This window comes from Virgibacillus necropolis (genome assembly GCF_002224365.1).
Lineage (GTDB): Bacteria > Bacillota > Bacilli > Bacillales > Amphibacillaceae > Virgibacillus_F > Virgibacillus_F necropolis.
Genome location: NZ_CP022437.1, coordinates 663,740 through 677,108, shown reverse-complemented (window position 1 = coordinate 677,108; position 13,369 = coordinate 663,740). Strand labels below are relative to the sequence as shown.

Sequence of the window (13,369 nt, the reverse complement as noted above, 5' to 3'; positions counted from 1 at the left end):
TTATAATGCCGTTCGTTAAAGAATAATTATTTGGATTGATATACGTGTTGACGGAAGAATGTTTTCAATCTTGGTTTTCCCTTCTGAAGTCCAGCATAGAAAAAGTATGCGATGATAAATACTGCCGGTGTGAATATTATTCTCCATAAAACAGTACCTTGGAATTCACTTAAACCAAATCGGTACATGGAATGCCGGATAATTTCCATTATAAATATGTGAGATACATAAATCCCTACCGCATTTGCACCTATCTTTGATATAAATGAGCCTTTGCCTACATTAGGATGTTTTATGAAAGCCAGGAATAAAACAATAATCAGAGGAATAGTTGCTATAAAGTAATTTTGTCCATTACCGTTCAACATTTTCATGGTTACGAAGGATTCCATTACTTGTAGAAATGATAAAACAACCAGAAAAAGTATATACTCTATATTTAGTATCCTATTTGCAAACACTTTAATTGGCTCATTAAATTTAGCAAATATTGCACCTAAGGCTATATAAAATAAACCAAAGAACAAAGCATCCCGTGTGTTATAAGAAACTTCATAAAACATGGAATAGGATTGTCCAAGCAGTCCATAAATATGCAGAAAAATACTGATGACAAATAGTATCTTCAATAATCTTAGCTTTACAAAAATAAATACGATTATAATCGACCATATCAGAGCCAACAAAAACCATAAGTGTTGTTGTGGAGCATTAGATCCATAATATATAATGTCAATAAGGCTAAAACCCGCTATAAATTCCTTGAACATGGATGAAAGTGCTTCCATGTTTTTCTCAGTTTCAATAAAATTTATCCACAGCTCAAATAGAAAGTAGAAAACAAACCATGAAATATAGAGATTTACCAGCTTTATTATATATTTTTTAAAGTATGCTAACTGCTTTTTGAATGCAGATCCATCATTGTTATTATGGATACTAATCATTTTTTGCATAAATAAGTATCCAGATGTGATAAAGAAAAATGGTACAGCAAAGCGAGCAAATGAATCAATGAGGAAGTCTATTCTACTCCCACTCATATTTTCAACTTCAATTCCACTAACTGTATTTGTATGAATTATTACTACAAAAAATATTGCGAAGAACTTTACAAAATCAATACTATAATTACGTTCCACTCCATTACACTTCCTCTGTCTAGACCCCGTAATTAATAGACTTTCCATATGTAATATTAGAACTAATTTGCTTATACCCTTTCTTATTATGAGTTTAAACCTCGTTTATATGATATAAAAATACGTTATTGCTTTAATTTGGATGGGGGTTCGCTTGTAAAGAACAGATAAAAAAACCCTATCCAGAGATAAAGTTTTTTAAGTCGTTGTTCTATCAGCCAATTTCATTTAGTTTACTTTTAACTTTGATTTTATTGAACCGTTTGTTTCTGTTCCTCGCCTTCTATTGGTTGATCTGGTTCCTCTGGGTCATCTTTTTTCCCATCATCTGATGGTGTTCCCTCATCTTTTTTTGTTTCGTCTTCCTCCGACCCACCGTCATCCCCTGATTCTGTACCTTCATTTGTGTCTTCAGTTGGGTCTTCTAATTTTTCACTACCCGTATCTTGATTTTCTTTTTCCCCAGTTTGTTGATTTTCTTCCTCTATAATAGTTTCTTTCTCTGTCGTTTCCTTATCATTGTCGGGTGTATCTTTTTTGGTCTTCTTTTTCGTTGAACTTACATTATTCTTTTCAGCAGACCGTTTATCATTTTTAGGTTCAGTTGAGCTATCATAATTATAATTAGTACCAGATGATTCTTGATAGTTTGAAGTATGTGATTCCGAGGTTGATTCATAGCCTGAATCCTCTTGGACATAATTATCATCAGAATCCTCAACAACTTCTTCTACAATCTCTTCTTCTGTACTTACTTCCTCTAGTTCTTTTTCCTCTTCTTGTTCAGCGAGTGTCATTGTATCGGTTACCATTTTTTCTTTAAAAAACTTAAAATCATTTATATCAATTTTTGTAACATGTATTTCTGCCTTTTTAGGGGCTTGATCTATATTTTTAATTTTTTCTTTTGTAGGTTCTTGTTGGAGGGTGTTTTGTGAATTGTAGTTATGTAGTAATATAATTGAAATTATGACAATGACACTAAGAATATTGGCTATAATTATTACCTTTTTCCACCTTGATTGCTTGTCCATTTTACACCTCCACGTTACTAGTTTCTTTCATCATATAAGACAACTGACAGGAAGTAAATTAATCGTGTCCTTTTTTATTGTTTTTATTGCACTAATAAACAAGTATAAATTTTTAATGGATATCAGTATCAGTGCAACTAAGGCTTTCGCCATTAAAGCTTGGCGATAAACCAAGTTTTCTAAAAAAATGTAGACTTTTGCATGGTTAACGATTTTTTTTACGTTTCTTTGTTGCTTTTTTAATTGAATCAACTACTGGTCTTTTTCCGTGCAAAACTAATCCAGCGAATTCAGCGAAAATGTGGATAATTAGCAGCACAAGTATAGCGACAAGAAGCGTGACATAAAGTTTCGCATTCGAAAACAGGATAGCCATGCACCCAAATAGCGCACTAAATGCATAGATAATCAATACAGATTTGCGATGGCTATAGCCTGCATTTAGTAATCGGTAGTGTATATGTTTATTATCGGCAAGCATGATATTTTCTTTATTATATGCGCGGCGAACGATAGCAAATAGTGTATCAAAAATTGGCACAGCTAGTACGATGACTGGGATAATAAAGCTAAATAATGTGATGTTTTTAAACAGTCCAAGCATGGATACCACAGCAATAGAATAGCCGAGAAAATTTGACCCAGTGTCGCCCATGTATATTTTGGCCGGGTAAAAGTTGTGAAATAGGAATCCGATGTTGGCACCGATTAATAAGATACAAATGTATGCCGTCACTAGCTGAAAATCAATGATGGCCATGATAAACATACTAATTAAGGCGATTGTGGATACACCCGTTGCTAATCCGTCAAGGCCGTCTATTAGGTTGATAGCATTTGTGATACCGACCACCCATAAAACAGTGACTAGTACGCTCACGAGCCCCAAATCAATCATACCGAAGAATGGTATCGTTATTTTGTCTATGATGAGTCCTGACGAAATGAGAAATGATGCTGCAATCAGTTGACCAGTTAGTTTGATGACGGGTCTTACTTGGTATTTGTCGTCAATTGCACCTGTCAGTAGGATCACAACTGCCCCCAAAAATATCTCTGGTAGATGCTCATGTTGTGGTTGTAAGTATAGGCCTGCCAAAATTACACCAAGAAAGATGGCGAGCCCTCCAAGCTTTGGTGTTATTGCCTTATGGATTTTTCGATGATTTGGAAAGTCCATTATTTTAAGTTTGATTGCTAGTTTCTTGACTGGATAGGTTAATAAATAAGTTGATAGTAATGCAATAAGAAACGCGACAGATAGATCAACGTAGTTAAACATAGGATTCTCCTAGCGAATATATAGTACCTTTGATTATAGCGAAAGATGTCAAGTGTGTGCAACTTGTATACTGTTGCGTGGTGGTGTGCGATTATTCGGTGATAACGCGTGATTAAATAAGCCGCGTAATATTTTTTAGCTTGAGAACTTTTTGTAACATGAAAAAGCTAATCCTTACATAGATTTTATAGATGTGAATTTTTTCATAGAAGGGGTTGGGCAGCGTGCAATATTATTATGGGAACCAGTGGCCCTTGCGTGTGCTGGATGAGTCGGAGTTTTGGAAAGAGCAAGAAGCAGAGCATACGGTTGTGATCCGGGAGTTATTGCCTAATTTAGAGCAGGATTTTGTGGAGAGTTTGAAGCGTTGGGAAGACGTTTTGACGACAACAAAACAGCATGTGACTCGATTTATTGAGTCGGTAGTTCGGAGCAAGAACCAAATTTCACCGCAACTGTCTCAGCAGGTGTTGGAGTTAGCTTCATTTTGTTTGCAGGAGAGCGTCGCGTTCATCGAGTTTTGCCGGAAAATAAAGTCAGAAAGCAAGGTGGTAGTTGATAATCAAATGGCCAAAACAGTTATCAATCATATAATCGATGAATCAGAATATTTTATCGGTATTGCCCAAACAATTTTATATGAACACTAAAGTTGGTGCCGCTACATACTTTTAAGAGGGGACAGTCCCCCATTACACTAATGCGTTAGCGTGGTGGGGGACTGTCCCCTTTTGTGGTATAATAATCGCACAATAACGGATGTACGGGTTTTTTTTGGGAAAGGTGGGTGTGTCGTATGAATATGGATGTTTCCATTGCAAAGGTCTGTATGCTTGCAGGCAAAATCATGCTTGAGAGTGGTGCGGAGACGTATCGGGTGGAGGATACGATGAACCGGATTGCGGTATCCTATGGGTTATCAAATGCACAAAGTTATGCGACGCCAACTGGGATTATCTTTTCCGTTGATCGTGTGGAAAAGACAAACTTTATTCGAATTTCCAAGCGTTCGACGGATTTACATAAAATTGCAGAAGTTAACAGTATTTCAAGGAAATTAACCGGGGATGAATTGGTCTTATCAGAAGCATTGTTATTGCTGGAAGACGTAGACCAGGCTAGACTTGAGTTTGCAGGTTGGATTCAAATTATCGCTGCTGCTTTTGTTGCTGGATGTTTCACCATTATGTTCGGTGGTACGTGGCCAGACTTTATTCCATCTTTAGTAGCAGGCGGAATTGGGTATGTTGTAATGCTGTTTTTTGCTCGGTTAGTAGAAATTCGCTTCATCGCCGAGTTCATTGCGTCCTTCGTCATTGGCATGTTAGCTATTTTATTTATCCAAAGTGGTGTGGGCGTAGAAATGGATAAGATTATTATTGGTGCAGTAATGCCACTTGTTCCAGGGTTGCATATCACAAATGCAGTGCGCGATTTGATGGCTGGGCATTTGGTTGCTGGTGTTTCAAAAGGTGTTGAAGCTGTTCTAACTGCATTTGCGATTGGTGCTGGAATTGCAGTTGCGTTTGCGTTTATATAATTTTTCAAGGGAGGAGTGTTGGTCATGATTGCTGCACATCTTGTAACTAGTTTCGTTGCCGCAGCTGGTTTTGGTGTGTTATTTAATGCGCCAAGAAAATCCTTGATTCAGTGTGGCTTAGTTGGAATGTTCGGATGGATTTTGTACTACATGCTCACTGACGGGGGTATGGATGTTGTTCCAGCGACGGTCTTTGCTTCTATGCTAGTTGCAGTACTGAGCCAAATTTGTGCACGTGTCTTTAAAACGCCAATTATCGTGTTTATCGTATCAGGAATTATTCCCCTTGTACCTGGTGGGATAGCGTATGACGCAATGCGCAATTTCGTGGAGAATGATTATTATACAGCGGTACAGTTGTCAGCGAAAGTTATGCTGTTATCTGGCGGGATCGCAATTGGATTAATGTTTTCAGAGGTGGCTAATCAGATCATCCGAAAGCAATTGAGAAAACGTGTGGAATCATAGAAAAACCGACTTATGTAGTGCTGCGAGTCGGTTTTTCTATGGCTTATTCTTTGATTCTGTTGTTATCAGAGATTGCCCCTGTAATCAGTAGCGTAATCGCTGATATGATGTGCATCGTGATTCCAACGAACGGAATCCAAGCGATGAGTGACGTTATGATACCGATGATGCTACCTACAGTTGGACTATTATCGTTTTTAGATAACATTAATGTGATGATATGTAGGATAAACATGATGACCAGTGGGATATACCCCTGGCTCATGATGAATAGGCCACCAATTATTGGAATGGCTAGAAAGGCTTCGAATCCCCCTGTAACTAACCTCATTATTCGTGATGATGACATAACTGTTTCCTCCGTTCATCTTTCTGTATATGTTAAATTATATTCCTCTTGACGGGGTAGTGTAAAACTTGGTGTCTGCGTCGCCCGAGTTTGAGTCCCTGTCTCCCTTTCTTGACTGAATCTCTCCTGAGTTGGAACACTTCTCTCCCGAATATGTGAATCTGTGGCCCGAGTGGGTCCTGTTCTCTCCCAACCGGACCTTGATTCATTTACGAAAGGTTTTCTGCACCATCCCTTTTACTTTTCTTCCGTCTCGTAAATTTCGCCGTTAGATCATCTAGCAATGTATAGACGACTGGGATCAATAGTAGTGTAAAGATACTTGAGATTCCGAGTCCGAATATGATTGTTACTGCGAGTGGCTGCTGTGTTTCTGCCCCTTCCCCTAGTGCTAATGCTAACGGAATCATCGCTAATATTGTTGTTAATGTTGTCATGAGAATTGGGCGCAAACGACTCGGTCCCGCTTCTAGAATCGCTTCGTAACGATCGACGCCTTTTCGCCGCAAAATGTTGATATAGTCGACTAATACAATTGAATTATTTACGACTATTCCGGCGAGCATGATGATCCCAATGAAGGCTGGAATACTCAATGGTAAACCTGTGATAAATAGGCCGACCATGACTCCGATGACAGTTGCTGGCATGGAGAACATGATGATTAATGGGAATAGGAAGTTCTCAAATTGTACGGCCATTACTGCGTATACTAGGAATATCGAGAATATCAAGGCAATGGATAGATCACGGAATGATTCAGCCATGTCTTGCGCTTGACCGCCTATCTCATAGCTATATCCTTCTGGTAAACTCAGGTTGCTTAGTTTTGTTTCGATATCATCGACAACACTTGCTAGGTCACGATCCACTATTTCACTAGTCACGTTCATTTGGGCTTGTTGATTTTGACGAAGTAGTGTAACTGGACCTTGCACCTCTTCAAATTGCGCTACCGTTTCGAGTGGGATGGATGCGCCTGTTGGTGATTGAATTTTCATATCCTGCAAATCATTGATGGTACTGCGTTCGTCTTCTGGATACAGTAGTACGACATTCATTTCATTGCCGCCTTCACGGAACTGGGTGGCAACCTGGCCAGTAAATTGTAATTGTACTTGACCAATTATTTGCTGCTCCGTTAGTCCATAGGTTGCTGCTTTATCCTCATTAATGATCAAATTCATCTGTGGTACACCTTTAGATGCAGATGACTCTGGATTGTATACACCATCCACCTCTGAAATAACGCTTACGACTTGATTCGATAGGTCAGTTAAAACTTCATGTTCAGGACCATTTAATTGAATTTGAACAGGATCACCTGTCCCAAGTCCTCCTCCAACGGCACTTACGGTAACTTCCGCTCCAACAATCGATTGTAAATCATGATCCATTTCCTGCACGATGTCAGTTGTCGTTTTCTCACGATCGGTTGATGGGACTAATTGAATCGTGTATGTTCCCGTATTTACACTGGTGCTTGTCGGGTCAAATCCTCCCCCACCAACACTCACATAGCTCGTTTCCATCACGTCTTGATACGCTGTTAGTTTATCATTTGTTTCCTCCACTATCGCTTCCGTGTGCTCGAGGGAGCTCCCGGGCTCCGTTTCAACACGAATCTCGATTTGTCCCTGGTCTGATGATGGAACAAATTCCGCACCAATCAATGGGAATAGTGCAAGACTCGCAACAATCGCAAGGAACGTTCCTACAACAGTTGTTTTCCTGTGTTTGAGAACCCATTTCAATACGCTGCGATAGCCTTCGTAAACACGGTCCATTAAGCGGTCAAACCAGTAGCGACGCCCTTTATCCTCCATTGCTTTGGACAGTAACTTTGACGAAAGCATTGGTACTAGTGTCACCGATACAACCAATGAGGCAATGAGTGAAAAGGAAACCGCAAGTGCCAGTGGCGTAAATAAATCGGATGCAATACCCTCTACATAAACGATTGGCAAAAATACAACCAATGTTGTGGTAGTTGACGCGATAACCGCTGGTGCTAGTTCAGATGCACCTTTTGTTGCTGACTCATATAAGCTATATCCCTTTTGCCTATATGCGTATATATTTTCTAAAATTACGATTGAGCTGTCGACCATCATTCCAATTCCGAGCGCCAATCCACCAAGTGTTAAGACGTTTAATGTTTCGCCGGTAAAATACATCAGTGTAAACGTTGCGATTATGGCGATTGGGATGGATAATCCAATAACAATTGTTGCACGTAAACTTTTCAAAAATAACAGTAAAATAAAGAAGGAGATAATTCCTCCAATGATGATATTTTGAACAACTGAACTAATCGACATTTCAATGAATTCAGATGTATCAATAATGACGTCTAAATTCACGTCTGATGGAAGTTCTTTATTCAAATCAGATATGCTACTTTTAATATTTGTTGCGACGTCAACCGTATTCCCATCCGATTTTTTCATAACGGATAATACGATTGATGGTTCTCCGTTTACTAGGGTGAGTGAGTTTGATTTTTTAAATGTATCCCTCACTTCAGCGACATCATCAATATGGATTGTTGCGCCTGACTCAGTCTGAATAATCGTTTGGTTAATGTCTTCAACCGACTTTAATTCACCAGTAATTCGTATTTGTAGATCTTTATTTCCTTTATCAACAGCTCCAGCTGACGCCGATTGATTAGTACTATTCAGAGATTGGACAAGGGTTTGTGTTGTCACCCCGTATTGGCGCATTTTTGCTTGATCCAGAATGAGCTGTATTTCGCGCTCTTTTCCACCTTCAACTGTGACGGACGCGACACCGGCTTGGCGTTCCATGTATGGCACGATTTCATCTTCTGCAATGGCGGTTAGTGCTGCAGAATCTTTTCCAGTTAGACCAACCCACATGACTGGCAGCTGATCCGGGCTGAACCGTAATACACTTGGATCTCCTGCCCCTTCTGGTAGGAAGCTTTTAACTTGATCAATTTTTTCCCTAACATCGATTAAAGATTGATCTAAATCCACGCCATTACTAAACATCATGATGACTAGCGACGAACCGGATTGTGACTGGGATTGAAGTGTTTCTACTCCTTCGACAGAACTGATTGCTGATTCAATTGGTCGACTTACTAAATTTTCAACTTCCTGAGATGCTGCGTCTTCGTATGTAGTTGCTACAACCGCAATTGGTAGTTCAATTTCCGGAAAAAGATCTATGGTTAGACTTCGAAGGGAAACGACACCCAGTGCGAGGATCGCGAGCACGATCATGATGACACCAACTGGGCGCTTAACTGATGTACTTACTAGCTTCAAAATGCATTACCCCTCTTTCACAACGTTGACCTTAGTCCCATCAGATAGCGTCAGTTGGCCACTTGTTACGACTTGGTCATCCTTTTTCACATCGCCTTGAAAGGCAGTTTTATCTGATTGTGTCTCGATCACTTCGATACTTTTTTCAACCGCTTTTCCATCTTGAATGATATAAATAAATGATTTGTCACTTTCTTGAACAACCGCTTCTGTTGGTATGATTAGCGCGTCTTCAATCGTATTTTCTGGAACGCTCATTTCTGCAACCATCCCTGGTAAAAGCGCATCATCTTCTTTTATAATTTTCGCTTCTATCGGATACAGACCCGTTTCGTCTGGAAGTGTTCCAATCGATGTAATTTCTGCGTCGATCTCGGTTTCGTTGATTATGACTGGGTATTTATCACCTTGTTCGAATAAAGATGTCGCTTCTGCTGTGACGGTTAAATTTAGTGTTAATTCATCTAGATCAACAATCACCGCAAATGGCTCTTGATTCGTTACAATTGTTCCTTCTTCGCTTTTAAGCTGGGCAATTTGGCCAGCTGTTTCTGCGTATATTGTTTGCGTTCCCTGGCTAGATTGGATTGTTGCAATAACGTCATCTTCTTCCACCTGATCACCATTCTGAACTTCTAATGACGTAATTTCACCAGGCGTTTGAAGCAGGATTGGTGATGTGCGGGACGGAGCTGTACGGCCATAAATAGAACGTTCTATTATCAAATCACCTTTTGTAACGGTTGTTGTTTCGACTTGTGCTACTGTCTCTTTTTTATCAGCACTTTTTTCCTCATCTTGAGTACAAGCTGCAAGCATGGTAATTAAAATTAGTACTGTCAGCGTTATACGTAATTGGTTCATATATAAAGCTCCTCTCGCTTTCATTGACTATGTATGAAGATTGCTATTCTCTATACGGATTTAGATGTAAAAAAGATTCAGAATCAATTACGTTACGAACCCTTTAATTCTACCTGTTATTCTGCCACAAGTACAAAGAATAATTTGTTGATTTTTCTAATTTCATCAGGTGGTACCAAGCATTATCAGTGTTAAATTGAAAAAAACCGCTTTGGGGCGGTCTTTTAGTTTTGATTGTTAGGGTTATTAGGGTGGAAGGGAGTGGTTCTTCGTCCGAACAATGTTGATCGGTTAAGCTTTACAATAAGCTGACTTGCTCGTTTGTACTGCATGTCTATCGTTGTTTCAGAAGCATTTACATATAGCCCACTTCCGTCAGTAAATGCAACAAACGTTTTATCGTTTCGTTGCTCATAGAAGTCGATATGGTGATAAGCAAGCCAAACACGCTCTTTGTTTTTGGTCGAGGAAGTTGGCAGCATATAGACCCCTTTATCAGGAATCACGGGAACTGGAATTTTACTAGTTATTTTCAAAATATCCTTCGCAGCGGTACGCCTACCTTCAAGTGTCGACCCGTATAGCAAACATGTATTGTCAATAATCTGCTCCGGTTTATGTAGAGAATGGCGTTCATTTTTGCTTTCCAAAATCAGTGACCGATAATACGATGATTCCTTTGATACAATTGCTTTTGTTGCCCTTGTAATAATGAAAACTGATGTCATTACTTTTACCATCGCGCACCTCACAAATTCAAATATAAGAGGATGTTCAAAAAGTCACCAAATGATAAATGGCGAATCTCTTCGTTACTCGGTTTTTCCGGTCCTCACGTATTAAGGGCATACGTTCCGGTCCTCAAAACTCTCGTGCCTCGACCTTCTAATTTCTAATTCGGCGACTTTTTAAACACACAATATAAGACTATTGTACTATGTAAACCGGTCATTTTCTATATATTCTTTTTATTTGACCTATAAAAATGGTAAAAATCAGTTAAAAAACCTCTATTACAAAACAAATTCAAATATAATCTCATTGTCATAATCGTAATATTCGTAGGGAGAAAGCCAACTTAATAGGGTTTTTGAGTTTCTTCATTGATTATTTTTAACATATTCTAGCTAAATCCTTCCAACAGGTAAAAATAGCTAGTTTTTCTTTTGAACATAGGGGTATATAATTCCTAACGGGTCGCCTCAAGTGAAAAATAACGCTTTACATTTCACTAATCAAGGGGTTTCTTCCAAAGGAGGGGACGTATGAATGCACCCAAGAAGGTAAAAGAACATCAAGGCTCTACGGTATTCGCCGGTGGTTTCACAGCATTAGCTGCTTCCACTCTTTTAGTTCCTAAGGTTAGAAAGCGTGTAAAGAACGTTATAAAACGTGCAGACGATCCTACTGAACTAAAAGAGGCTGCAAAGAAAGAAGCAAAACAAGAAGTGGCGGTTCAAGCGAAAAAGAAGTTTAAAGAAGGCATTCAATCAAAAGTAAAGGGCGCTGCAGGCAATTTACAAAAGAAGAAAGAAGAAAATGCTAATAAGGTTCACGCAAACGCCGGAAAAGTAGAGGAAAAAGCGCAAGGAACTTTATTGAAGCTTCGCGATAAAATCGCTGGTGTGAAAGATGCTGGTGAATCTTTTCAAAAGAAATTGAAAGGCAAAACAGACTCAGATGATCAAATTTCTGGAGTAAAGGATATAAAGGGAGCTAATAATATTAAAAGCTCAACTGGAATTAAAAGTTCAAATAATATAAAAGGACCAAAAGATATCCGTCACTCTTCAGATATCAAATAGAAACAAGAGAGGAGAATTTTAAATGGCTATACAAAAGTCAACCGATAGTTCAAGCTTAGCAGAGGTAATCGACAGAATTTTAGATAAGGGTATTGTTATTGATGCATTTGTTCGTGTGTCAGTAGTTGGAATTGAATTAATTACTGTTGAAGCACGTGTCGTAATTGCGAGTGTTGATACTTGGTTACGTTATGCAGAAGCAGTTGGATTGTTACGTGACGAAGTAGAAGAAGATGGTCTTGCTGATCGCTTATCTGCTCGTTCAAACGGCGTAAATTACGATGAAGAAGAATCATATGCTTAATTAATAATGGCAAATCAGAGCCTGTAACATGGCTCTGATTCCATATATTTAAACGAAAGGTGAATAACTAATTATGCACATTATGGATGAAGTTACAGAATTTTTTAAAGAACACATCGCACCGCCACACAAAATTATTTCTGTTAAAAAACAAGAAGAAAACGAAGGATGGCGAGTGTTAGTAGAAGTAATTGAGGAAAAAGATTATATGAAAAAATATGCTCATGACCAAATGGTTGGACTGTATGAGGTATTTCTTGATAACGAAGAGAGTGTTACAGGTTTTTCACGTATAAGCTTACGGTATCGAAGTGTACTTGAAGAACAAGAACAAGGATAGATGTCTAGGGAGGATTCAATATGACACAAGCTTTAGAAAAGAATCAGCAAAAATCAATGAACAATGAACTTTACAAGCAATCGTCTTATTATAAAGGTTTAATTAAGCGCTCCTTACGATATCTCTCATCAGGCTATCCAATTCATTTCACTGGCGAATCAGGTATTGGAAAAACAACTCTGGCCCTGCATATTGCCAATCAACGCAAGCGCCCTGTTATGTTAATAAATGGTAACAAGGATTTATCTAATAAGGATTTAATTGGCGCATTTACAGGGTATAAGAGTAACAAAGTAAAAGATAATTTTGTACGTACCGTTCACAAAACAGAAGAAAATGTAACCGAATCATGGGTGGATGGCAGACTTTTAGAGGCAGTCAAAAACGGGTATACGCTTATATATGATGAATTTACTAGGTCACAGCCGGAGACGAATAATATCTTTCTTCCAATTTTAGAAGAAAGAATATTACCGTTATATGGAACAAAACGAAAAAATTCTTATGTTAACGTCCATCCAGATTTTACAGTTATTTTTACAAGCAATCCAGATGAATACGCTGGCGTTTTCAGATCACAGGATGCGTTGCTCGACCGAATGATTACCCTGCCACTTGATCAGATGGATGAGGAATCAGAAATTAAAGCTGTCACAAGTAAAACAAATGTAACGAAAGCTGAAGCAGTAGCAATTGTTGAATTTGTATCACGGGCTAGAAATTTGTGCTCGGTTAAACAGAATGGGAGTGGCCCTAGTTTACGAGCATCAATCATGATTGCCGAAATGGCAAAACGATATAAAATACCAATCGAGGGATCGAATGACGAATTCTGGGACTTATGCTTTGATATCGTTTGGTTCCCCCTGCAGGCTTGTAGTGATAGAGCCGACGATCGATTGGCTACGAAATTATATACGGAATTCAAAAAAATAAAGTAAGGTG

Annotated in this window: 14 protein-coding genes; 7 read left to right on the top strand and 7 right to left on the bottom strand. The window is 38.7% G+C overall.

The features are described from left to right. Nucleotides 1-26: 26 nt before the first annotated feature. The 3 genes from CFK40_RS03370 to CFK40_RS03360 form a co-directional block, all read right to left on the bottom strand. Complete coding sequence (locus CFK40_RS03370) at nt 27-1,142, bottom strand: acyltransferase (RefSeq protein WP_161493814.1); 1,116 nt, start codon at nt 1,140-1,142, stop codon at nt 27-29. Between the two features lie 251 nt (nt 1,143-1,393). Next, nucleotides 1,394-2,176, bottom strand: a complete 783-nt coding sequence (locus tag CFK40_RS03365; protein WP_089530678.1) for a hypothetical protein — start codon at nt 2,174-2,176, stop codon at nt 1,394-1,396. A gap of 205 nt (nt 2,177-2,381) precedes the next feature. After that, nucleotides 2,382-3,458 (bottom strand): glycosyltransferase family 4 protein, encoded by a 1,077-nt coding sequence (locus CFK40_RS03360; protein WP_089530677.1) that lies wholly within the window; start codon nt 3,456-3,458, stop codon nt 2,382-2,384. A gap of 224 nt (nt 3,459-3,682) precedes the next feature. Between CFK40_RS03360 and CFK40_RS03355 the strand changes: the two genes are divergently transcribed. From CFK40_RS03355 to CFK40_RS03345, 3 genes are all read left to right on the top strand, one after another. Continuing rightward, nucleotides 3,683-4,108, top strand: coding sequence for a DUF2935 domain-containing protein (locus CFK40_RS03355; RefSeq protein ID WP_089530676.1), 426 nt, complete (start codon nt 3,683-3,685; stop codon nt 4,106-4,108). Nucleotides 4,109-4,254: 146 nt separating this feature from the next. After that, nucleotides 4,255-4,998: a threonine/serine exporter family protein gene (locus CFK40_RS03350; protein WP_089530675.1), complete on the top strand. Its 744-nt coding sequence runs from the start codon at nt 4,255-4,257 to the stop codon at nt 4,996-4,998. 24 nt (nt 4,999-5,022) lie between these two features. Continuing rightward, a complete protein-coding gene (locus CFK40_RS03345; RefSeq protein WP_089530674.1) occupies nt 5,023-5,466 on the top strand; it encodes a threonine/serine exporter family protein in 444 nt (147 codons plus the stop codon). 43 nt (nt 5,467-5,509) lie between these two features. On the opposite strand, the gene CFK40_RS03340 is transcribed toward CFK40_RS03345, so the two are convergent. From CFK40_RS03340 to CFK40_RS03325, 4 genes are all read right to left on the bottom strand, one after another. Then, the gene (locus CFK40_RS03340; protein ID WP_089530673.1) at nt 5,510-5,815 is read right to left on the bottom strand and encodes a hypothetical protein; all 306 of its coding nucleotides are present in this window, start codon (nt 5,813-5,815) and stop codon (nt 5,510-5,512) included. Nucleotides 5,816-6,024: 209 nt separating this feature from the next. Beyond that, complete coding sequence (locus CFK40_RS03335) at nt 6,025-9,111, bottom strand: efflux RND transporter permease subunit (protein WP_089530672.1); 3,087 nt, start codon at nt 9,109-9,111, stop codon at nt 6,025-6,027. Nucleotides 9,112-9,117: 6 nt separating this feature from the next. Continuing rightward, nucleotides 9,118-9,975 carry an efflux RND transporter periplasmic adaptor subunit gene (locus tag CFK40_RS03330; RefSeq protein ID WP_089530671.1) on the bottom strand — a complete coding sequence of 286 codons (858 nt, stop codon included), beginning with the start codon at nt 9,973-9,975 and terminating at the stop codon, nt 9,118-9,120. 224 nt (nt 9,976-10,199) lie between these two features. Continuing rightward, on the bottom strand, nt 10,200-10,715 hold the full coding sequence (locus CFK40_RS03325) for a competence protein ComK (protein ID WP_089530670.1): 516 nt from the start codon (nt 10,713-10,715) through the stop codon (nt 10,200-10,202). A gap of 525 nt (nt 10,716-11,240) precedes the next feature. Here CFK40_RS03325 and gvpQ point away from each other — a divergent pair. From gvpQ to gvpN, 4 genes are all read left to right on the top strand, one after another. After that, on the top strand, nt 11,241-11,780 hold the full coding sequence (gvpQ, locus tag CFK40_RS03320) for a gas vesicle protein GvpQ (RefSeq protein WP_089530669.1): 540 nt from the start codon (nt 11,241-11,243) through the stop codon (nt 11,778-11,780). Between the two features lie 22 nt (nt 11,781-11,802). Beyond that, nucleotides 11,803-12,084, top strand: coding sequence for a gas vesicle structural protein GvpA (gvpA, locus tag CFK40_RS03315; RefSeq protein WP_089530668.1), 282 nt, complete (start codon nt 11,803-11,805; stop codon nt 12,082-12,084). Between the two features lie 73 nt (nt 12,085-12,157). Then, the gene (gene gvpO, locus CFK40_RS03310; protein WP_089530667.1) at nt 12,158-12,424 is read left to right on the top strand and encodes a gas vesicle protein GvpO; all 267 of its coding nucleotides are present in this window, start codon (nt 12,158-12,160) and stop codon (nt 12,422-12,424) included. 20 nt (nt 12,425-12,444) lie between these two features. Continuing rightward, nucleotides 12,445-13,365, top strand: coding sequence for a gas vesicle protein GvpN (gene gvpN, locus CFK40_RS03305; RefSeq protein ID WP_089530666.1), 921 nt, complete (start codon nt 12,445-12,447; stop codon nt 13,363-13,365). Nucleotides 13,366-13,369: the final 4 nt, after the last annotated feature.

Bases quoted from the DNA above. Each gene is read 5' to 3' on its own strand.
- CFK40_RS03365 (WP_089530678.1), bottom strand. From the start codon at position 2,176: ATGGACAAGCAATCAAGGTGGAAAAAGGTAATAATTATAGCCAATATT.
- CFK40_RS03360 (WP_089530677.1), bottom strand. From the start codon at position 3,458: ATGTTTAACTACGTTGATCTATCTGTCGCGTTTCTTATTGCATTACTA.
- CFK40_RS03350 (WP_089530675.1), top strand. From the start codon at position 4,255: ATGAATATGGATGTTTCCATTGCAAAGGTCTGTATGCTTGCAGGCAAA.
- CFK40_RS03345 (WP_089530674.1), top strand. From the start codon at position 5,023: ATGATTGCTGCACATCTTGTAACTAGTTTCGTTGCCGCAGCTGGTTTT.
- CFK40_RS03340 (WP_089530673.1), bottom strand. From the start codon at position 5,815: ATGTCATCATCACGAATAATGAGGTTAGTTACAGGGGGATTCGAAGCC.
- CFK40_RS03330 (WP_089530671.1), bottom strand. From the start codon at position 9,975: ATGAACCAATTACGTATAACGCTGACAGTACTAATTTTAATTACCATG.
- CFK40_RS03325 (WP_089530670.1), bottom strand. From the start codon at position 10,715: ATGGTAAAAGTAATGACATCAGTTTTCATTATTACAAGGGCAACAAAA.
- gvpQ (WP_089530669.1), top strand. From the start codon at position 11,241: ATGAATGCACCCAAGAAGGTAAAAGAACATCAAGGCTCTACGGTATTC.
- gvpA (WP_089530668.1), top strand. From the start codon at position 11,803: ATGGCTATACAAAAGTCAACCGATAGTTCAAGCTTAGCAGAGGTAATC.
- gvpO (WP_089530667.1), top strand. From the start codon at position 12,158: ATGCACATTATGGATGAAGTTACAGAATTTTTTAAAGAACACATCGCA.
- gvpN (WP_089530666.1), top strand. From the start codon at position 12,445: ATGACACAAGCTTTAGAAAAGAATCAGCAAAAATCAATGAACAATGAA.